Raw genomic sequence first — 19,048 nt, 5'->3', positions numbered from 1 at the left:
ATGAGCGCAACGAAGATCGAAGGCGCTGCGGATTCCCGTGCCGACCGCAAGACGCGGCGTGGGTATGTCGTGAGCGACAAGATGGACAAGACCGTCGTGGTCGAGGTCGAGGACCGGGTCAAGCACCCGCTCTACGGCAAGGTCATCCGGCGCACGAGCAAGGTCAAGGCGCACGACGAGGCCAATGCGGCCGGCGTCGGCGACCTGGTCACGATCATGGAAACCCGCCCGCTCTCCGCGACCAAGCGGTGGCGCGTGGTGGAGATCCTCGAGAAGGCGAAGTAGGCCTTCTAGCACGCAGCAGTACTCAGTTGCCCCCGCGGCGGGGACGGCGCCGGCTCCGGCCGACGCCGCCCCCCGCGGGTGCATGACGGCAGCTATCCGTTCGCCAGGCTCGATACCGAGAACCGGCAGACGTCAGGAGTTCATCAATGATTCAGCAGGAGTCGCGACTTCGGGTCGCTGACAACACGGGTGCCAAGGAAATTCTTTGCATCCGCGTTCTCGGTGGTTCGGGACGTCGCTACGCCGGAATTGGCGACACGATTGTCGCCACCGTCAAGGACGCGATCCCGGGCGGAAATGTCAAGAAGGGTGATGTCGTCAAGGCGGTCATCGTCCGGACCAAGAAGGAGCGTCGGCGTCCCGACGGCTCGTACATCAAGTTTGACGAGAATGCGGCTGTGATCCTCAAGAGCGACGGTGAGCCCCGTGGCACGCGCATCTTCGGCCCGGTGGGCCGCGAGCTGCGTGACAAGAAGTTCATGAAGATCATCTCGCTGGCCCCGGAGGTGCTCTAGACATGGCGAAGATCAAGAAGGGCGACCTCGTCGTCGTCATCTCTGGCCGCGATCGCGGCAAGAGCGGGCGGGTGCTCGAGGTTCTCATCGAGTCGCAGCGCGTTGTCGTCGAGGGCGTCCAGCGCGTCACGAAGCACGTCAAGGTCGGACAGTCGCAGCGCGGCACCCGGACCGGCGGCATCGAGACGATCGAGGCCCCCATCCACATCAGCAACGTGATGGTCGTCGACGCGGAGACCAAGAAGGGCACCCGCGTCGGGATCCGCACCGAGGAGATCGAGCGCGACGGTCGCATGAAGACCGTTCGGGTCCGCGTATCCAAGCGCTCCGGGAAGGACATCTGATGACCGTTGACAGCACTGCGACGGCCTCCGTGGCCGCGCCCGAGATGCCGCGCCTGAAGGCGCGCTACGCCGCTGAGATCGTCGGTGGCCTGCGCGAGGAGTTCTCGCACGAAAACGTCAACCAGGTCGCGCGCCTCACCAAGGTCGTCGTGAACATGGGTGTCGGAGACGCCGCGAAGGACTCGAAGCTCATGGACGGTGCGGTCAAGGACCTCGCCGCCATCACCGGCCAGAAGGCCCAGGTCACGAAGGCCCGCAAGTCCATCGCGCAGTTCAAGCTTCGCGAAGGCATGCCGATCGGCGCGCACGTCACGCTGCGCGGCGACCGCATGTGGGAGTTCCTCGACCGGTTGCTCTCGACGGCTCTGCCGCGTATCCGCGACTTCCGAGGGTTGTCCCCGAAGCAGTTCGACGGCCACGGCAACTACACCTTCGGTCTCACGGAGCAGGCAATGTTCCACGAGATCGACCAGGACAAGGTCGACCGCGTGCGGGGCATGGACATCACCATCGTCACGACCGCGACCACCGACGCCGAGGGCCGCTCGCTTCTCAAGCGTCTCGGCTTCCCCTTCAAGGAGCTCTGACCATGGCGAAGACAGCCCTCGTCCAGAAGGCCTCGCGCACCCCGAAGTTCAAGGTGCGCGGCTACACCCGGTGCCAGAAGTGCGGACGTCCGCACTCTGTGTACCGCAAGTTTGGGCTCTGCCGGATCTGCGTGCGCGAGATGGCGCACGCCGGCGAGCTTCCCGGCGTCACCAAGAGCAGCTGGTAACAACTACGCCGCTGGTCCCCACCACCTTGGCTCACGCCAGGTGGGGATACCCCGGCGAGAAGGGGCGTAAGCCCAATGATGACTGACCCGATCGCAGACATGCTCACGCGTCTGCGTAATGCGAACTCGGCGTATCACGACACGGTGACCATGCCGTTCTCGAAGCTGAAGTCGCATGTTGCAGAAATTCTCCAGGCGGAGGGCTACATCGCCGGCTGGAAGATCGAGGACGCCCCGGTGGGCAAGTACCTCACGATCGAACTGAAGTTCGGCCCGAACCGCGAGCGTTCGCTCGCCGGTGTGCGCCGCGTGTCCAAGCCGGGCCTGCGCGTGTACGCCAAGTCGACCAATCTGCCCAAGGTGCTCGGCGGCCTGGGCGTGGCGATCCTGTCCACGTCCTCCGGTCTCCTCACTGGCCAGCAGGCCGCCAAGAAGGGCGTGGGTGGGGAAGTCCTCGCCTACGTCTGGTAAGTCCGAGACGGAAAGGAGCTAGCCATGTCCCGAATCGGCAGAGTCCCCGTCCCGGTACCCACCGGCGTGGACGTCACGATCGTTGGATCGACGGTGACCGTCAAGGGCCCCAAGGGCTCGTTGTCGCACACCATCGCGTCCCCCATTGCGGTCTCCCGCGATGACAACGGTGCCCTTGTGGTCACCCGGCCGAACGAGGAGCGCGTCTCGCGCTCGTTGCACGGCCTGACCCGCACGCTGCTGGCGAATCTCGTCACCGGCGTCACGCAGGGGTACGAGAAGAAGCTTGAGATCGTCGGCACGGGTTACCGCGTCGCTTTCAAGGGTGACACCCTCGAGTTCGCGCTCGGCTTCAGCCACCCCGTCAACGTTGCGCCGCCCGCCGGCATCTCGTTCGCGGTGGAGAGCCCGACCAAGTTCTCGGTCAGTGGCATCGACAAGCAGCAGGTCGGCGAGGTCGCCGCCAACATCCGCAAGATCCGCAAGCCGGAGCCTTACAAGGGCAAGGGTGTGCGGTACGCCGGCGAGGTAGTCCGCCGCAAGGTCGGAAAGGCTGGTAAGTAGCCATGGCTCTGAAGATCAAGGGCAAGGGCCGCGCGATCTCTCGCGCTCGCCGCCACCTCCGCCTTCGCAAGAAGGTCTCCGGCACCGCCGTCCGTCCCCGTCTGGTGGTCACCCGGTCCGCCCGGCACATGACCGCTCAGGTCGTGGACGACACGGTCGGTCGCACCGTCGTCTCGGCGTCGACCCTCGAGGCCGACCTGCGCGTCCTCGGTGCCGACAAGACGGCCAAGGCCCGCAAGGTCGGCGAGCTCGTCGCCGCCCGCGCCAAGGCTGCTGGCATCGACGCGGTCGTCTTCGACCGCGGCGGCAACAAGTACCACGGCCGGGTGGCTGCAGTCGCCGACGGGGCCCGCGAAGGCGGACTGACCCTGTGACGACTTCAAGCACCTCCGTACGGAAGCAGAGGAACATCTGATGGCTGCACCTCAGCGCAGCAACACCGGCGCGGGCGCCGGCACCGGCGCCCCGGCGGGCGCCGGCGGCTCAGACCGTCGCGAAGGCGGTGGTCGTCGTGATGGCGGCGGCGGTCGTCGTGACGGCGGGGCCGAGAAGAGCCAGTTCGTCGAGCGCGTCGTCAAGATCAACCGCGTCTCCAAGGTCGTCAAGGGCGGTCGTCGCTTCAGCTTCACCGCGCTCGTCGTCGTCGGCGACGGTGACGGCACGGTCGGCGTCGGCTACGGCAAGGCCAAGGAGGTCCCCGCGGCGATCGCCAAGGGGGTCGAGGAAGCCAAGAAGAACTTCTTCAAGGTTCCTCGCATCCAGGGCACCATTCCGCACCCGATCCAGGGTGAGGCCGCTGCTGGCGTCGTCTTCCTGCGTCCGGCGTCCCCGGGTACCGGCGTCATCGCCGGTGGTCCGGTGCGTGCGGTCCTCGAGTGCGCCGGTATCCACGACGTCCTGAGCAAGTCGCTCGGCTCCACCAACTCCCTCAACGTCGTGCACGCGACGGTGGCGGCGCTGCGTGGCCTCGAGCGGCCCGAGTCCGTGGCCGCGCGCCGCGGTCTCCCGCTCGAGCACGTCGCTCCGGCGTCGCTGCTGCGGGCCCAGGCCGCGGGGGTGCGTGCGTGATGGCGCGTCTCAAGGTGACCCAGACCAAGTCCGCGATCGGCGGCAAGCAGAACCAGCGCGAGACCCTGCGTTCACTCGGCCTCAAGCGGATCGGCGACACTGTCGTCAAGGAAGATCGTCCTGAGATCCGCGGGATGGTCAACACGGTGACGCACCTCGTCGCATTCGAGGAGGTCGACTGATGGCTGACAAGACGAAGCAGACCGAGGTTGGCGCCGGTGGCACCCTGAAGGTGCACCACCTGCGTCCCGCCCCGGGCGCCAAGACCGCCAAGACCCGCGTGGGCCGTGGCGAGGCGTCCAAGGGAAAGACCGCGGGCCGCGGTACCAAGGGCCAGAAGGCGAAGCGCACCATTCCGGAGCGCTTCGAGGGTGGACAGATGCCGCTGCACATGCGGCTTCCGAAGCTCCGTGGATTCAAGAACCCGTTCCGCGTCGAGTACCAGGTCGTTAACCTGGACAAGCTGTCCGAGCTGTACCCGGACGGCGGCGCGGTCACGGTCGAGGGACTCGTCACCAAGGGGGCTGTCCGCAAGGGCCAGCTCGTCAAGGTGCTCGGGACCGGCGAGCTGACCGTCAAGGTCTCCATCGCCGTCGACGCGTACTCGGCGTCGGCCAAGGAAAAGATCGTGGCTGCCGGCGGGACCATCGTCGAGCAGGACTGATCGAAGCACGGGGTCGGTGGGACGTTCGCGTCCCGCCGGCCCCGTTCTCGGTTGGTAGCGACGATCGGCTAGGGTTCGCCGGGGCGCCCCGTCGTGGGCGCAACCGAAGTGTTCCGGAATTTTCCGGCTTCATCACACACCGCCCTCGGCGGAGCAGGAGGATAGGTGCTCAGCGCATTCGTCCGGGCCTTTCGGACGCCCGACCTGCGGCGCAAGCTGCTCTTCACCATCGCGGTGATGTCGATCTTCCGGGTCGGCTCGTTCCTGCCGACCCCGGGGGTCTCCTACCCGAACGTGCAGACCTGCATCAGCGAGATCGGTGACGGGAACGACCTGCTCGGCCTCGTGAACCTGTTCAGCGGGGGCGCGCTCCTGCAGCTGTCGGTGTTCGCGCTGGGGATCATGCCGTACATCACGGCGAGCATCATCGTCCAGCTGCTGCGCGTGGTCATCCCGCGCTTCGAGGCCCTGCACCAGGAGGGCCAGTCCGGCACCGCGAAGCTCACGCAGTACACGCGGTACCTGACGATCGCCCTCGCGATCTTGCAGTCGACCACCGTGATCACGATCGCGCGGACCGGGCAGCTGTTCACCGGCTGCTCCGTCGACGTCATCCCGAACGACACGGTCGTGACGATCCTGCTCATGGTCCTGACCATGACGGCGGGCACCGGCCTGATCATGTGGCTCGGCGAGCTCATCTCCGAGCGCGGCGTCGGCAACGGCATGTCGCTGCTGATCTTCACGTCGATCGCGGCGAGCTTCCCGACGGCGCTGTGGTCCATCGCTGGCGGCGACAACGGCGCGACGAAGTTCATCATCGTGCTCGGCATCGTGATCCTCGTGATCGCCCTCGTCGTGTTCGTCGAGCAGTCGCAGCGGCGCATCCCGGTGCAGTACGCCAAGCGGATGGTCGGGCGGCGGATGTACGGCGGCTCGAGCACCTACATCCCGATCAAGATCAACATGGCCGGGGTCATCCCGATCATCTTCGCGTCGTCGCTGCTGTCGGTCCCGGGGCTGCTCGCGCAGTTCGGCGACCAGAACGCCGAGTGGGTCATCTGGCTCAGCAACAACCTCGTCGACCCGGCCGCGCCGTTGCACCTGGCGCTGTACGTCGTGCTGATCATCTTCTTCTGCTACTTCTACACGGCGATCACGTTCAACCCGGACGAGGTCGCGGACAACATGAAGAAGTACGGCGGCTTCATCCCCGGCATCCGCGCCGGCCGCCCGACCGCCGAGTACCTGGCGTTCGTCATCTCGCGGATCACCGCGCCCGGCTCGGTGTACCTCGCGCTCGTCGCGCTGGTCCCCACGATCGCGTTCATCCTGCTCGACATCAGCACCAACATCCCGTTCGGCGGGGCGTCGATCCTCATCGTCGTCGGGGTCGGCCTCGAGACCGTGAAGCAGATCGAGTCCCAGCTCCAGCAGCGGCACTACGAAGGGTTCCTCCGATGAGCGCTCGACTGATCATCATGGGCCCGCAGGGTTCGGGCAAGGGCACCCAGGCGGCCCGCCTGGCCGAGCGCATCGGGGTCCCGGCGATCTCGACCGGCGACATCTTCCGGGCCAACGTCAAGGGCGACACCGAGCTCGGCCGCCGCGCGAAGGTGATCATGGACGCGGGCGACCTCGTCCCGGACGAGATCACCAACGCGATGGTGCGGGACCGGCTCGCGGAGCAGGACGCCGCCGGCGGCTTCATCCTCGACGGGTACCCGCGCACCGCGGAGCAGGTCGTCGCGCTCGACGCCGTGCTCGAGGAGTCGGGCGGCACGCTCGACGCCGTCGTCGAGCTGACCGCGCCGCGCGAGGAGCTCATGGAACGCCTGCACAAGCGGGCGGGCGTCGAGGGGCGCGCCGACGACACCGAGGACGCGATCCGCCGCCGGCTCGAGATCTACGCCGAGCAGACGGCCCCGCTCACGTCGGCCTACGGCGAGCGCAAGCTGCTCGTCACGGTGAACGGGATCGGCGAGGTCGACGAGGTCACCGAGCGCGTGCTCGAGGCCCTCGCGACGCACATCGGCTGAGCCCAGCCCACCCCGGCGCCACACAGCCAGCACCACGCACACCGAGCACCCAGCACACCGAGCACCCAGCACAGCACCCAGCACGAAGCACGCCCGCACACAGCAAGGACGGAACGCACCCGCATGTTCGGCCGCGACAAGATCGAGTACAAGACGACGGACCAGGTGCGGCTCATGCGGCGCGCCGGCCTGGTCGTCGCGGACGCCCTCACGGCGGTGCGCGCGCAGGCGCGACCCGGCCTGACGACGTCGGACCTGGACGCGATCGCGGCCGACGTGATCCGGGCCGCGGGCGCGACGCCGTCGTTCCTCGGCTACGACGGGTACCCGGCGACGCTGTGCGTGTCGGTCAACGACGAGATCGTGCACGGCATCCCGGGCGCGCGCGTGCTCGAGGCGGGCGACGTCGTCTCGATCGACTGCGGCGCGATCGTCGAGGGCTGGCACGGCGACTCCGCGCTGACCGTCGTGCTCGCGGACGCGGACCCGCTCGACGTCGAGCTCAGCGCCGCGACCGAGGATGCCATGTGGGCCGGCATCGCCGCGCTCGCGACGGGCGACCGGCTCGGCGACGTGGGGGAGGCGGTCGAGACCTCGGTCGACGCCGCCCAGGCCGCGGGCGTCAACCGCGGCGCCCGCTACGGCGTCGTCGAGGAGTACGTCGGCCACGGGATCGGCACGGCGATGCACCAGCCGCCCGACGTGCTCAACTATCGCGCGCGCGACCGCGGGCCGCGGCTGCGGCCGGGCATGTGCCTGGCGGTCGAGCCGATGCTCGTGCGCGGCGCGCGCACGACGCAGGTGCTCGAGGACGACTGGACCGTCGTGACCGACGACGGCTCGCGGGCCGCGCACTGGGAGCACACCGTCGCGCTGCTCGAGGGCGGCATCTGGGTCCTGACGGCCGCCGACGGCGGGGCGGCGCGGCTCGCGGCGCTCGGCGTCACCATCGCTCCGCTGCCGAGCTAGGCAGCGGTTTTCGGGCGTCTGCGGCCCACCCACGAGGCGGTTCCACAGCCCCGCGCGATGGCGTAGGATAGTCCGTTGGGTGCGTGTGCCGCGTTGGCGCCGCACCAATCCCTCGATGCTCGTGGTGGTCGACAAGGCCGCGTCCGGGTGCCGAGGGGGAATGTCGTTGTCACCAAGAGTTAGCGGAGGATATGGCAAAGAAGGACGGTGTCATCGAGATTGAGGGCAGCGTTGTCGAGGCCCTGCCGAACGCGATGTTTCGCGTGGAGCTGGCCAACGGCCACCGAGTGCTCGCCCACATCTCGGGCAAGATGCGTCAGCACTACATCCGGATTCTCCCTGAGGACCGCGTGGTCGTTGAGCTGAGCCCGTACGACCTGTCCCGCGGCCGGATCGTCTACCGCTACAAGTAACCACTACTCGATCACGCCGTCGCACCCGCTACATGTGCGGGGGCAACGAACGGCGGCGGAGGAACACAGCATGAAGGTCAAGCCCAGCGTCAAGAAGATCTGCGACAAGTGCAAGGTGATTCGCCGGCACGGTCGCGTCATGGTGATCTGCGAGAACCTGCGTCACAAGCAGCGCCAGGGCTGATGCCCTGACGCTCGAGGCGCATCTCGAGCAGCCCCACCCGGCCCCGCACCGCTGTAGGCGCGGAGCCACCAAGCGCATCACCACACCAGGCGTCGTCCCTCGGACGGCGGCAGGCGAACCCCCGGTCGGAGGCCGGGGCCCGCGGATCTCGCGGGAGGGTGACGCGGCAGACCTCCGACGCACTACAGGAGCCACCAGACACATGGCACGTCTTGTCGGCGTCGATCTCCCCCGCGAAAAGCGGCTCGAGATCGCGCTCACCTACATCTACGGCGTCGGCCGTACCCGCGCCCAGCAGACGCTGGCCGCTACGGGCCTGAGCCCGGACATCCGCGTGAAGGACCTGGGCGACGTCGAGCTGGTCGCGCTGCGCGACTTCCTCGAGGCCAGCTTCAAGCTCGAGGGTGACCTTCGACGCGAGGTCGCCGCGGACATCCGTCGCAAGGTCGAGATCGGCTGCTACGAGGGCATTCGGCACCGCCGCGGCCTTCCGGTGCGCGGACAGCGCACCAAGACCAACGCGCGCACCCGCAAGGGCCCGAAGCGCACCGTCGCCGGCAAGAAGAAGGCCGGCCGCAAGTAGCAGCAGTAGCCCGCCGCGTCGCCGCCTTCACCGCGACCGACCGCGAGCGGCACTGCAGGCAGCCGACCCAGACCAGGAGAAAACAAGCACATGCCCCCCAAGTCTCGTACCGCCGTGCGCAAGCCGCGCCGCAAGGAGAAGAAGAACGTCTCCCACGGCCAGGCGCACATCAAGAGCACGTTCAACAACACCATCGTGACGATCACGGACCCCTCGGGTGCCGTCATCGCCTGGGCCTCGTCCGGCCAGGTCGGCTTCAAGGGTTCGCGCAAGTCGACCCCGTTCGCGGCCCAGCTCGCGGCCGAGGCCGCTGCTCGCCGCGCGCAGGAGCACGGCATGAAGAAGGTCGACGTCTTCGTCAAGGGCCCCGGGTCCGGCCGCGAGACTGCGATCCGCTCGCTCCAGGCGACCGGCCTCGAGGTCGGCTCGATCCAGGACGTGACGCCCCAGGCGCACAACGGCTGCCGTCCGTCCAAGCGCCGCCGCGTCTGATCTTCTGGCCGCGCGAGCCCGTCGCCGACCTCGGTCGGTCCACGGCGTGAGCGCGCCCAGCGCGTGACAGCTTTTGCCGGGTCCACCGGGCAGCCCAGGCCGCCCGGTGGCTCGGCGCACGAGTGCCTGCCTCGGTAAACCGAGACCCGGCGGGCTCGCACCACCGCAGAGCGTCATATGGCGGACGCTCGCTGAGAGGAACCCAGAAGTGCTCATCGCACAGCGCCCCACCCTGACCGAAGAGGTCATCTCGGAGTACCGGTCGCGGTTCTCCATCGAGCCGCTCGAGCCGGGCTTCGGCTACACGCTCGGCAACTCCCTGCGTCGCACCCTGCTGTCGTCTATCCCGGGTGCTGCCGTGACGTCGATCCGGATCGACGGTGTCCTGCACGAGTTCACCACCGTGCCGGGCGTCAAGGAAGACATCACCGAGATCATCCTCAACATCAAGAACCTCGTCGTCTCCTCGGAGAACGACGAGCCCGTCGTGATGTACCTGCGCAAGCAGGGCGCGGGGGCCGTCACGGCCGCCGTCATCGTCCCGCCCGCCGGTGTCGAGGTCCACAACCCCGACCTGCACATCGCGACCCTGAACGACAAGGGCAAGCTCGAGATCGAGCTCACCGTCGAGCGCGGTCGCGGATACGTCTCCGCCGCGCAGAACAAGTCCTACGACGCCGAGATCGGCCGCGTGCCGATCGACTCGATCTACTCGCCGGTGCTCAAGGTGACGTACAACGTCGAGGCGACCCGAGTCGAGCAGCGCACCGACTTCGACAAGCTGATCGTCGACGTCGAAACCAAGAACTCGATCTCCCCGCGGGACGCGCTGGCCTCGGCCGGCAAGACCCTCGTCGAGCTGTTCGGGCTTGCCCGCGAGCTCAACGTCGAGGCCGAGGGCATCGAGATCGGCCCGTCGCCGACGGACGCCGCGCTCGCCGCCGACCTGGCGCTGCCGATCGAGGACCTGCAGCTGACCATCCGGTCGTACAACTGCCTCAAGCGTGAGGGCATCCACACCGTGGGTGAGCTCGTGGCGCGCAGTGAGGCCGACCTGCTTGACATCCGCAACTTCGGTGCGAAGTCGATCACCGAGGTCAAGGAAAAGCTGGCCGAGCTTTCGCTGTCCCTCAAGGACAGCCCGCTCGACTTCGACCCGACCAAGGCGCCCGGTTACTACGACGGCGACGAGGGCGAGTTCACCGAAGAAGAGCAGCAGTACTGACGCCGCGCCGAGCGGCCGGGCGGAACCTGCCCGGTTCGCTCGTTCATCACTGGAACTGAGGAGTTACAACCATGCCTACGCCCACTAAGGGTCCCCGGCTCGGTGGCGGCCCGGCGCACGAGCGGCTGATCCTGGCCAACCTTGCGACGAGCCTGTTCGAGCACAAGCGCATCACGACCACCGAGGCCAAGGCCAAGCGCCTTCGCCCGCTGGCCGAGCGCCTGATCACGTTCGCGAAGCGCGGCGACCTCCAGTCGCGGCGCCGGGTCATGACGGTCGTCAAGACCAAGACCGTCGTGCACGTGCTCTTCACCGAGATCGCGCCGGCGATGGCCGAGCGTCAGGGCGGCTACACGCGCATCACCAAGATCGGCCCCCGCAAGGGAGACAACGCGCCGATGGCCGTGATCGAGCTCGTGCTCGAGTCGCTCAGCCCGAAGCAGGCCACCGTCAAGGAGGCCGAGAAGGCCACCAAGAAGGCGGCCCCGAAGAAGGCGGCCACGAAGGCGCCCGTTGCCGAGCCCGTCGAGGCCCCGGCCGACGACGTCGCCGTCGAGACCCCGGCCGACGAGGCCACCCCGGTCCAGGACGACAAGGCCTGACCGAGCTCGACCGCTCGACCGCAGCACCGCACGACCGCAGCACCGCACGACCAGCGCCCGAGCGCCGTCGCCCCCACGAGGGACGTCGGCGCCCGGGCGTTCGTGCGTTCGGGGGCCGCTCGGGCGTTCGACAGCCACTCGCCGCGTGCGGCCCGCGGTCAGGATCTAGGGTCGGCGCATGGCAGACCTGCCGGTCGTGTTCGTGCACGGGATCCGGGCGTCGCGCACGATGTGGCGCGCGCAGGGCTCGATCGTGGGGCGCGCCGGCTACCGCGCCGTCGCGATCGACCTGCCCGGGCACGGCGACCGGCGCGGTGAGCCGTTCACGCTCGCGGGCGCGGTCGATGACCTCGCCCGCGCGGTCGACGTCGTCGGCGGTCGCGCGCTCGTCGTCGGCCTGTCACTGGGTGGATACGTCGCGATCGCGCACGCGGCGCGGTACCCGGGGCAGGTCGCCGGGCTCGTCGCGGCCGGGTGCTCGACGCGGCCGACGCCGGCGGTCGTCGAGGCCTGGGCCCTCGCCGCGCGGGCGATCTCCCGGCTGCCGGACGCGGGGGCCGGGCTGAACCAGTTCCTGGTCGACCGGACGGTGCCCGCGGCGGGCGCCGCCGACCTGGCGGCGGGAGGCTTCGCGCTCGACGTGATGGACGACGTGCTGCGCGAGATGGCCGCCGCCACGACGCTCGCGGACCTCGCCCGCGTGCAGGCGCCGGTGTGGATCGTCAACGGCCGGTTCGACCACTTCCGCACGCAGGAGCGCCGGTACCTCGCCGCCTGCCGCGACGGCCGCCTCGTCGTGGTGCGCGGGGCCAAGCACCTCGTCGCGCTCGACGCGCCGGTCGCGTTCGGCCGGGTCGTGCTCGCGGCGCTGGCCCAGCTGGACCGCTAGCGCCGGAGGTCGACGGCGTCGCGCTCGGTCAGCGCCCGCGCAGGCTCCAGGCACGTACCCCACCGACGATGCCCGCGGAGTTCGGCACGACGACGACGTCGTCGCCCAGCCGGGCGAGCACGATCGGCGTGATCTGGCGCGAGTTTCCGCCGCCGAGGTACAAGCGGTCCCACCAGAACACGGGCCGGAGGCTGTCCACGACCCGGCGCACGCGGCGCGACCAGCGCCCGTCGCCGAGCCGGGCGCGCTCGAGCTGGCCGATGTAGTCGTCGTACGTCGTGCCCCACCGGACCGGCGCGGCCGAGAGCTCGAGGTGCGGGGCGAGCGTGCCGCCGTCGAACAGCGCCGAGCCCAGCCCGGTGCCGAGCGTCAGCACGAGCTCGACGCCGGACCCCGCGACGACGCCGGCCCCGTGCACCTCCGCGTCGTTGAGCACGAGCGACGGCATGCCGAGCGCGGTGCTCACGGCCGCCTCCATGTCGAAGTCAGCCCACGCCTCGACGAGCTCGGGCAGCACCCGGCTGTGCGGGCCCGACCGCGTCACGTAGTGCGGCGTCGTGACGACGACGCCGTGCCGCAGCATCCCCGGCATCCCGACGGTCACGCGCTGCGCGGGCGGCAGGGACGCGGCGATCTCCTGCAGGGTCTCGATCAGGCGCTCGGGCGGGAGCGGGTACGGCGTCGGCACGCGTACCGCCGGGGCGCGCAGCGTGCCCGCGGCGTCGAGCACCGACGCCTTGATCCCACCCCCGCCGCAGTCGACGGCGAGGGTGTGCAGGGGGGCGTGCGGGGTCTCGGACACGCAGGCGACGCTACCGCCGGTTGCGCGTGCGGCCCGCCGGGCGGGTGCAGCGCGGCCCGCGGCCGGCGCGGTGCGGCCCGCCGGGCGCGAGGCCGCGGGCCGGGAGGACGTTAGGTTGGGCGCGTGCTGCGGATCCGTCTCGACCTCTCCTACGACGGCACCGCCTTCGCGGGCTGGGCGATGCAACCCCTGCTCCGCACGGTCGAGGGCCTGCTGGGCGAGGCGCTCGGGGTCGTGCTGCGCACGCCCGCGCCGCCGCGGCTGACCGTCGCCGGGCGGACCGACGCGGGCGTGCACGCGCGCGGCCAGGTGGCGCACGTGGACGTGGACGAGGGGGCCTGGGCGGCGCTCAGCGGCCAGTCCGCCCGCACGCCGGGGGTCTCGCTCGTCTCGCGCCTGGGCGGGATGCTGCCGCCCGACCTCGTCGTGCACCGCGCGGAGCCCGCGCCGCCCGGATTCGATGCCCGGTTCGGCGCGCTGCGGCGCAGGTACGCCTACCGGATCGCCGACCACCCGACCCTGCGCGACCCGCTGCGGCGCGCGAGCGTGCTCTGGCACCCGCGCCGGCTCGACGTGGCGGCGATGCACGCGGCGGCGCTCGACGTCGTCGGCCTGCAGGACTTCGCGGCGTTCTGCAAGCCGCGTCCGGGGGCGTCGACGATCCGCACCCTCGAGCTGTTCGACTGGGTGCGCCCGGCCAGCGGCCCGGACGCCGGGCTCGTCGTGGCGACGGTGCAGGCGGACGCGTTCTGCCACCACATGGTGCGCGCGCTCGTCGGCGCGTCGATGGCCGTGGGGGAGGGCCGGCGTCCGCCGCAGTGGCCCGGCGAGCTGCTCGCCGCTCGGTTCCGGGACGCGTCGATCGGGGTCGTCCCGGCGTGCGGCCTGACGCTTGAGGAAGTCAGCTACCCGAGCGACGCCGAGCTGGCGCTCCGCGCGGCGGAGACCCGCAACCACCGCACCCCGCCGCGCACCGCCGGCTGACGCCGCCGCGCCGACGAGTTGTGGTCCGAATCCGTGCGAGAAGCGCGCAGATCCGGACCACACCTCGGGCAGGGTCAGCTGCAGGCGCTCGTCAGCGCCTTTCGCGCTCGGTCTGCCGCCCTTCCGCGCGGACGGGCCGAAGCAGGCGCGCGGAGGAACCTCATCGACCGCGTTTGGGCCGAATCTGTTCGGAAAGTGAGCAGATTCGGCCCAAACGTCGGTCAGGGGGCGGGGGCGTCAGCTGCGGGGCTCCCGGATGATGCGCATCGCGGCCTCTTCCGCGCTCGCCGCGCCGCCGGCGAGGCCGACGTCCGCTGCGAACGAGTCGTTCGGGCGGTGACCGTCGAGGGCGTCGTCGTCGGCGACGAGGCGCCCGGCGCGGTCCGGCTGGCGCGCGCCGCGCTCGGGGGCGTCCCAGGACTCGGGTTCCTCCTCGTTCAGCCGCTGCTCGAGGCTCTCGCCGTGCGCCTCCTCCCACGCGGTCTCGCCGAACCGGTTCGTCCGCGGCCGGTCGGGCGGGGAGTAGCCCTCGTCGAGCAGGTCGTCGACGCCGCGGTCGAGCAGGGTGTCCTCGGCCGACAGCTGGTCGCTGTCGCCCTCGGCCCCGGTCTCCGGGTCTGGGCTGGTGCCGGGAGTGTCGTTGCTCATCGGTGCACGCTCATACCCCACCGTCCCACCCCGAGGGCCCACGCGCCACAGGCCCCGCCGCGAGGGCCTACGCGCCACAGGCCCCGCCGCACTCCTGGCCCCAGCGCCGACCCCCGGGCGCAAAACCGTTCGCACCCCCGCGCCCGCCCCAGGCAGACTGACCCCGTGGGACACGTCGATATCAGCTCCGTCAGCTTCTTCCTGCCCGACGGCAGGCCCCTTCTCGACGAGGTGGACCTCCGGGTCGCCGACGGCGCCAAGGTCGCCCTGGTCGGGCCCAACGGGGCCGGCAAGACGACCCTGCTGCGCATCGTGGCGGGGGACATCGAGCCGCACTCGGGCGCGGTCGTCACGAGCGGCGGGCTCGCGGTGATGCGCCAGTTCGTCGGCCGCATTTCCGACGAGCGGTCCATCCGCGAGCTGCTGGCGTCGTTCGCGCCGGCCGCGATCCGCGACGCCGCCGTGGAGCTCGCGGCCGCCGAGGAGCAGATCATGGCGGTCGACGACGAGCCCGCCCAGATGCGGTACGCCAGTGCGCTGGTCGACTGGGCCGACGTCGGGGGGTACGACGCCGAGACCGGCTGGGACCACGTGACCGACGCCGTGCTGTCCATCCCGTTCGAGAAGGCGCAGTGGCGCGAGGTCCGCACGCTCTCGGGCGGCGAGCAGAAGCGGCTCGTGCTCGAGTCCCTGCTGCGCGGGCCCGAGGAGGTGCTGCTGCTCGACGAGCCCGACAACTACCTCGACGTGCCGACCAAGCGCTGGCTCGAGGCCAAGCTCGCGGCGTCGGCGAAGACCGTGTTGTACGTCAGCCACGACCGCGAGCTGCTCGCGCGCACCGCGACCCAGGTCGCGAGCGTCGAGCCGACGCCGGCCGGCTCGACCATCTGGGTGCACGGCGGCGGTTTCGCGACCTACGCGCAGGCGCGCGAGGACCGCCGCGCGCGCTCGGACGAGCTGCTGCGGCGCTGGGACGAGGAGCACGCCAAGCTCAAGCTGCTCGTGTTCAACCTCAAGAACAAGGCCATGTTCAACGACGGCCTCGCCTCCCGGTACGCCGCGGCGCAGACGCGACTGCGCAAGTTCGAGGAGGCCGGCCCGCCGCAGGTGATGGCGCGCGAGCAGAACGTCAAGGTCCGCCTCAAGGGCGGCCGCACCGCCAAGCGCGCCGTCGTGGCGACCGGGCTCGAGCTCACCGGGCTGATGAAGCCGTTCGACCTCGAGGTCTGGTTCGGCGAGCGAATCGCCGTGCTCGGCTCGAACGGGTCCGGCAAGTCGCACTTCCTGCGCCTGCTCGCGGCCGGCGGCTCCGACCCCGACACCGAGCACGCCCCCGTGCACGACGCCGAGATCGTCCCCGTGGTGCACCGCGGCCGGGTGGTGCTCGGCTCGCGCGTGCGGCCCGGTTGGTTCGCACAGAACCACCTGCACGCCGAGCTCGCCGGGCGCACCCTGCTCGAGATCCTGCACCGCGGCGACGCGCACCGGTCCGGGATGGGGCGCGAGCCCGCGAGCAAGGCGCTGGACCGGTACGAGCTGGTCGCGGCCGCCGAGCAGGCGTTCGACACACTCTCGGGCGGCCAGCAGGCGCGGTTCCAGATCCTGCTGCTCGAGCTGTCCGGCGCGACGCTGCTACTGCTGGACGAGCCCACGGACAACCTCGACCTGCACTCGGCCGAGGCGCTCGAGGTCGGCCTCGAGGCGTTCGAGGGCACCGTCGTCGCGGTCACCCACGATCGGTGGTTCGCCCGTGGCTTCGACCGGTTCCTCGTGTTCGGGGCCGACGGCGAGGTCGTCGAGACCCCGACGGCCGTGTGGGACGCGGGGCGCGTGCAGCGCGCGCGCTGAGGGGGTGTTCCGACCCCGTTTTGACCGCCCCGGGGCGTGCGGCTACTCTGGTGTGTCGTTGTGCGTCCCCAGCGGGCCGGTGTTGACATTCCGGAACCGCAGACGGGTGATGCGCGGGCGAGCATTCCACGGCCAGCCGCCAACAGCGGGTGAGCCAGGAGTGAACACATTCAGCTATCGAAACGAAGGCTACGACCGTGCGCACGTACACCCCGAAGCCCGGAGACGTCGAGCGCGTCTGGTATGTCATCGACGCGACCGATGTCGTCCTGGGCCGTCTGGCAACCCACGTGGCCACGCTGCTGCGCGGAAAGCACAAGGCGACTTTCGCTCCGCACATCGACAACGGTGACTTCGTCATCGTCATCAATGCCGACAAGGTTGCCCTGACCGGCAACAAGCGCGAGACCAAGCTGGCCTACCGGCACTCCGGTTTCCCGGGCGGTCTCAGCTCGATCAACTACGGCGACCTCCTGGCGACGCGCCCCGAGCGAGCGGTGGAGAAGGCCGTTCGCGGCATGCTCCCCAAGAACTCGCTGTCGCGCACCCAGATGAGCAAGCTCAAGGTCTACACCGGCTCGGTGCACCCCCACAGTGCGCAGCAGCCGGAAGCATTCGTTATCACCCAGGTTGCGCAGTAGGCCTCGGCCCGCTGCGAGCAGACACATCACACAAGGACGCGAGGACACCACCAGTGGCCGAGACCACCGTCGACATCGACGTTGCGGGCGACGACACGCCCAGCACCTACACCTCTGAGACCACCGCCCCGGCGGGGCGCGGCCAGAGCCTGACCGCACCCGGCTCGGCCCTCGGCCGTCGCAAGGAGGCGATCGCCCGCGTGCGCTTGGTGCCCGGCACCGGCACGTGGAAGGTCAACGGGCGCACGCTCGAGGCGTACTTCCCGAACAAGGTGCACCAGCAGCTCGTCAACTCGCCGCTGAAGCTCGTGGACGTCGAGGGTCGCTTCGACATGGTCGCCAAGATCACCGGCGGCGGTGTCTCCGGTCAGGCCGGCGCCCTGCGCCTGGCGATCGCCCGCGCCCTCAACCTGATCGACGAGGAGCACAACCGCGCGGCCCTGAAGAAGGCCGGCTTCCTCACTCGCGACGCACGCGTCGTCGAGCGCAAGAAGGCCGGGCTCAAGAAGGCCCGCAAGGCGCCTCAGTACTCGAAGCGCTGATCACGCACTCACGCTGATCCACGAGGTCAGTTGCAGTGGCCGATGGCCCCGATGGACGTCCCGTCGGGGCCATTGGTGTGCTCAGCCCGCCCGGCGCCGGACTTCCCCGGCCGCGGTTGCACGCCCTGACCGATGAAGGAGAAACCTGATGGGACGCCTGTTCGGAACTGACGGGGTGCGTGGCCTCGCCAATCGTGACCTCACCGCAGAGCTCGCGCTCGACCTCGCCGTCGCCGCCGCCCACGTGCTGGGCTCGGTCGGGATCTTCGAAGGCGCCAGCCGCCCCCGCGCCGTGATCGGCCGCGACCCCCGCTCCTCGGGAGAGTTCCTCTCCGCCGCGACGGCCGCGGGCCTGGCGAGCGCCGGCGTCGACGTCCTGAACGTGGGCGTGCTCCCGACCCCCGCGATCGCCTACCTGACGGGGCAGCTGGGAGCCGACATCGGCGTCGTGCTCTCCGCGTCGCACAACCCGATGCCCGACAACGGCATCAAGTTCTTCACGCGTGGCGGGCTCAAGCTCGACGACGCGATCGAGGACCAGATCGAGGCGCACCTCGGCGAGGTCTGGGACCGCCCGCTCGGCCCGAACGTCGGCCGTATCACGTTGGACACCGGGCACGCGGGGGAGGAGTACGTCGAGCACCTCGTGGGCACGATCGGCACCTCGCTCGACGGCCTGCGCATCGCGGTCGACTGCGCCAACGGCGCCGCGAGCGCCGTCGGCCCCGCGGCCCTGCGCGCCGCCGGAGCGGACGTCGTCGTCATCAACGCCTCGCCCGACGGTCGCAACATCAACGAGAAGTGCGGCTCGACCCACCCGGAGCAGCTGCAGGCTGTCGTGGTCGCGTCCGGCTCGGACCTGGGCGTCGCGTTCGACGGCGACGCCGACCGCTGCCTCGCCGTCGACCACACGGGCACGCTCGTGGACGGCGACCAGATCATGGGCATCCTCGCGATCGCGCTGCGCGACGCCGGGGGCCTGGCCAAGGACACGCTCGTCGCGACCGTCATGAGCAACCTCGGGCTCAAGCTCGCGATGAACGCCGCGGGGATCCGGATGCTCGAGACCGGCGTCGGCGACCGGTACGTGCTCGAGCAGATGCGGCTCGGCGGGTTCACGCTCGGCGGCGAGCAGTCCGGCCACGTCATCATGGGCGCGCACTCGACGACGGGCGACGGCACCCTCACCGCGCTGCACCTCGCGGAGCGGGTCGCCGCGACGGGGCAGAAGCTGTCCGAGCTCGCGAGCATCGTCAACCGGCTCCCGCAGGTGCTCATCAACGTGCCCGGCGTCGACAAGGCCCGGTCCCGTACGGACGAGGGGCTGCTCGAGGCGGTCGCGAAGGTCGAGGCCGAGCTCGGGGACAGCGGCCGCGTCCTGCTGCGGTCGTCCGGCACCGAGGCGCTGGTCCGGGTCATGGTCGAGGCCGCGAGCCACGATCAGGCCGAGCGCATCGCGGGCGAGCTCGCGACGGTCGTGCGCGACCGGCTCGCGCTCTAG

General features: G+C 70.2%; 28 protein-coding genes. 26 read left to right on the top strand and 2 right to left on the bottom strand.

Annotated features, from left to right (window positions below; translation table 11 throughout):
• From rpsQ to J4E96_RS17495, 21 genes are all read left to right on the top strand, one after another.
• Entirely contained in the window at positions 1 to 285 is a 285-nt protein-coding gene (gene rpsQ, locus J4E96_RS17595) for a 30S ribosomal protein S17 (protein ID WP_227423338.1), read from the top strand.
• 146 nt (positions 286 to 431) lie between these two features.
• On the top strand, positions 432 to 800 hold the full coding sequence (gene rplN, locus J4E96_RS17590; RefSeq protein WP_109130751.1) for a 50S ribosomal protein L14: 369 nt from the start codon (positions 432 to 434) through the stop codon (positions 798 to 800).
• A 2-nt stretch (positions 801 to 802) separates the two neighbouring features.
• On the top strand, positions 803 to 1,144 hold the full coding sequence (rplX, locus tag J4E96_RS17585) for a 50S ribosomal protein L24 (protein ID WP_227423337.1): 342 nt from the start codon (positions 803 to 805) through the stop codon (positions 1,142 to 1,144).
• On the top strand, positions 1,144 to 1,731 hold the full coding sequence (gene rplE, locus J4E96_RS17580) for a 50S ribosomal protein L5 (protein ID WP_319637706.1): 588 nt from the start codon (positions 1,144 to 1,146) through the stop codon (positions 1,729 to 1,731). The genes rplX and rplE overlap by 1 nt, the downstream gene beginning before the upstream one ends.
• Positions 1,732 to 1,733: 2 nt before the next feature.
• On the top strand, positions 1,734 to 1,919 hold the full coding sequence (locus J4E96_RS17575; RefSeq protein WP_227423336.1) for a type Z 30S ribosomal protein S14: 186 nt from the start codon (positions 1,734 to 1,736) through the stop codon (positions 1,917 to 1,919).
• A 78-nt stretch (positions 1,920 to 1,997) separates the two neighbouring features.
• Positions 1,998 to 2,390, top strand: coding sequence for a 30S ribosomal protein S8 (rpsH, locus tag J4E96_RS17570; RefSeq protein ID WP_227423335.1), 393 nt, complete (start codon positions 1,998 to 2,000; stop codon positions 2,388 to 2,390).
• Positions 2,391 to 2,414: 24 nt separating this feature from the next.
• On the top strand, positions 2,415 to 2,954 hold the full coding sequence (rplF, locus tag J4E96_RS17565) for a 50S ribosomal protein L6 (protein WP_227423334.1): 540 nt from the start codon (positions 2,415 to 2,417) through the stop codon (positions 2,952 to 2,954).
• A 2-nt stretch (positions 2,955 to 2,956) separates the two neighbouring features.
• Entirely contained in the window at positions 2,957 to 3,328 is a 372-nt protein-coding gene (rplR, locus tag J4E96_RS17560) for a 50S ribosomal protein L18 (protein ID WP_227423333.1), read from the top strand.
• A 40-nt stretch (positions 3,329 to 3,368) separates the two neighbouring features.
• A complete protein-coding gene (rpsE, locus tag J4E96_RS17555; RefSeq protein ID WP_227423332.1) occupies positions 3,369 to 4,022 on the top strand; it encodes a 30S ribosomal protein S5 in 654 nt (217 codons plus the stop codon).
• Entirely contained in the window at positions 4,022 to 4,204 is a 183-nt protein-coding gene (gene rpmD, locus J4E96_RS17550; RefSeq protein WP_227423331.1) for a 50S ribosomal protein L30, read from the top strand. Before rpsE ends, rpmD begins: the two co-directional genes overlap by 1 nt.
• A complete protein-coding gene (rplO, locus tag J4E96_RS17545; protein ID WP_227423330.1) occupies positions 4,204 to 4,686 on the top strand; it encodes a 50S ribosomal protein L15 in 483 nt (160 codons plus the stop codon). The genes rpmD and rplO overlap by 1 nt, the downstream gene beginning before the upstream one ends.
• A gap of 165 nt (positions 4,687 to 4,851) precedes the next feature.
• Positions 4,852 to 6,150 (top strand): preprotein translocase subunit SecY, encoded by a 1,299-nt coding sequence (gene secY, locus J4E96_RS17540; RefSeq protein ID WP_227423329.1) that lies wholly within the window; start codon positions 4,852 to 4,854, stop codon positions 6,148 to 6,150.
• Positions 6,147 to 6,725: an adenylate kinase gene (locus tag J4E96_RS17535; RefSeq protein ID WP_227423328.1), complete on the top strand. Its 579-nt coding sequence runs from the start codon at positions 6,147 to 6,149 to the stop codon at positions 6,723 to 6,725. The genes secY and J4E96_RS17535 overlap by 4 nt, the downstream gene beginning before the upstream one ends.
• 123 nt (positions 6,726 to 6,848) lie before the next feature.
• Positions 6,849 to 7,694, top strand: a complete 846-nt coding sequence (gene map / locus J4E96_RS17530; protein ID WP_227423327.1) for a type I methionyl aminopeptidase — start codon at positions 6,849 to 6,851, stop codon at positions 7,692 to 7,694.
• 191 nt (positions 7,695 to 7,885) lie between these two features.
• Positions 7,886 to 8,107 carry a translation initiation factor IF-1 gene (infA, locus tag J4E96_RS17525; protein ID WP_024286981.1) on the top strand — a complete coding sequence of 74 codons (222 nt, stop codon included), beginning with the start codon at positions 7,886 to 7,888 and terminating at the stop codon, positions 8,105 to 8,107.
• Between the two features lie 70 nt (positions 8,108 to 8,177).
• Entirely contained in the window at positions 8,178 to 8,291 is a 114-nt protein-coding gene (gene rpmJ / locus J4E96_RS17520; protein WP_009740505.1) for a 50S ribosomal protein L36, read from the top strand.
• 202 nt (positions 8,292 to 8,493) lie between these two features.
• Positions 8,494 to 8,874, top strand: coding sequence for a 30S ribosomal protein S13 (rpsM, locus tag J4E96_RS17515; protein WP_227423326.1), 381 nt, complete (start codon positions 8,494 to 8,496; stop codon positions 8,872 to 8,874).
• 90 nt (positions 8,875 to 8,964) lie between these two features.
• Positions 8,965 to 9,366, top strand: a complete 402-nt coding sequence (gene rpsK / locus J4E96_RS17510) for a 30S ribosomal protein S11 (RefSeq protein WP_227423325.1) — start codon at positions 8,965 to 8,967, stop codon at positions 9,364 to 9,366.
• Positions 9,367 to 9,574: 208 nt separating this feature from the next.
• Positions 9,575 to 10,591, top strand: coding sequence for a DNA-directed RNA polymerase subunit alpha (locus J4E96_RS17505; RefSeq protein ID WP_227423324.1), 1,017 nt, complete (start codon positions 9,575 to 9,577; stop codon positions 10,589 to 10,591).
• 71 nt (positions 10,592 to 10,662) lie between these two features.
• Complete coding sequence (gene rplQ / locus J4E96_RS17500) at positions 10,663 to 11,193, top strand: 50S ribosomal protein L17 (RefSeq protein ID WP_227423323.1); 531 nt, start codon at positions 10,663 to 10,665, stop codon at positions 11,191 to 11,193.
• 178 nt (positions 11,194 to 11,371) lie between these two features.
• Positions 11,372 to 12,082, top strand: a complete 711-nt coding sequence (locus J4E96_RS17495) for an alpha/beta fold hydrolase (protein WP_227423322.1) — start codon at positions 11,372 to 11,374, stop codon at positions 12,080 to 12,082.
• A 28-nt stretch (positions 12,083 to 12,110) separates the two neighbouring features.
• Here the strand turns inward: J4E96_RS17495 and J4E96_RS17490 are convergent, their stop codons facing one another.
• A complete protein-coding gene (locus tag J4E96_RS17490; protein WP_227423321.1) occupies positions 12,111 to 12,884 on the bottom strand; it encodes an ROK family protein in 774 nt (257 codons plus the stop codon).
• A 180-nt stretch (positions 12,885 to 13,064) separates the two neighbouring features.
• Between J4E96_RS17490 and J4E96_RS17485 the strand changes: the two genes are divergently transcribed.
• A complete protein-coding gene (locus J4E96_RS17485) occupies positions 13,065 to 13,868 on the top strand; it encodes a tRNA pseudouridine synthase A (RefSeq protein ID WP_227425816.1) in 804 nt (267 codons plus the stop codon).
• A gap of 237 nt (positions 13,869 to 14,105) precedes the next feature.
• On the opposite strand, the gene J4E96_RS17480 is transcribed toward J4E96_RS17485, so the two are convergent.
• Positions 14,106 to 14,516 carry a DUF5709 domain-containing protein gene (locus J4E96_RS17480; protein WP_227423320.1) on the bottom strand — a complete coding sequence of 137 codons (411 nt, stop codon included), beginning with the start codon at positions 14,514 to 14,516 and terminating at the stop codon, positions 14,106 to 14,108.
• Between the two features lie 165 nt (positions 14,517 to 14,681).
• Here J4E96_RS17480 and J4E96_RS17475 point away from each other — a divergent pair, with 165 nt between their 5' ends.
• The 4 genes from J4E96_RS17475 (at position 14,682) to glmM (ending at position 19,048) form a co-directional block, all read left to right on the top strand.
• Positions 14,682 to 16,364, top strand: a complete 1,683-nt coding sequence (locus J4E96_RS17475; RefSeq protein ID WP_227423319.1) for an ABC-F family ATP-binding cassette domain-containing protein — start codon at positions 14,682 to 14,684, stop codon at positions 16,362 to 16,364.
• A 197-nt stretch (positions 16,365 to 16,561) separates the two neighbouring features.
• Positions 16,562 to 17,005, top strand: coding sequence for a 50S ribosomal protein L13 (gene rplM / locus J4E96_RS17470; RefSeq protein WP_227423318.1), 444 nt, complete (start codon positions 16,562 to 16,564; stop codon positions 17,003 to 17,005).
• Positions 17,006 to 17,058: 53 nt separating this feature from the next.
• Entirely contained in the window at positions 17,059 to 17,547 is a 489-nt protein-coding gene (gene rpsI, locus J4E96_RS17465; protein ID WP_227423317.1) for a 30S ribosomal protein S9, read from the top strand.
• A 148-nt stretch (positions 17,548 to 17,695) separates the two neighbouring features.
• Complete coding sequence (gene glmM, locus J4E96_RS17460; RefSeq protein ID WP_227423316.1) at positions 17,696 to 19,048, top strand: phosphoglucosamine mutase; 1,353 nt, start codon at positions 17,696 to 17,698, stop codon at positions 19,046 to 19,048.

The sequence above is a fragment of the Pengzhenrongella sicca genome (assembly GCF_017569225.1).
GTDB lineage: Bacteria > Actinomycetota > Actinomycetes > Actinomycetales > Cellulomonadaceae > Pengzhenrongella > Pengzhenrongella sicca.
Note: the sequence above shows the minus strand (reverse complement) of the source record. Positions and strands in the feature narration are given on the sequence as shown.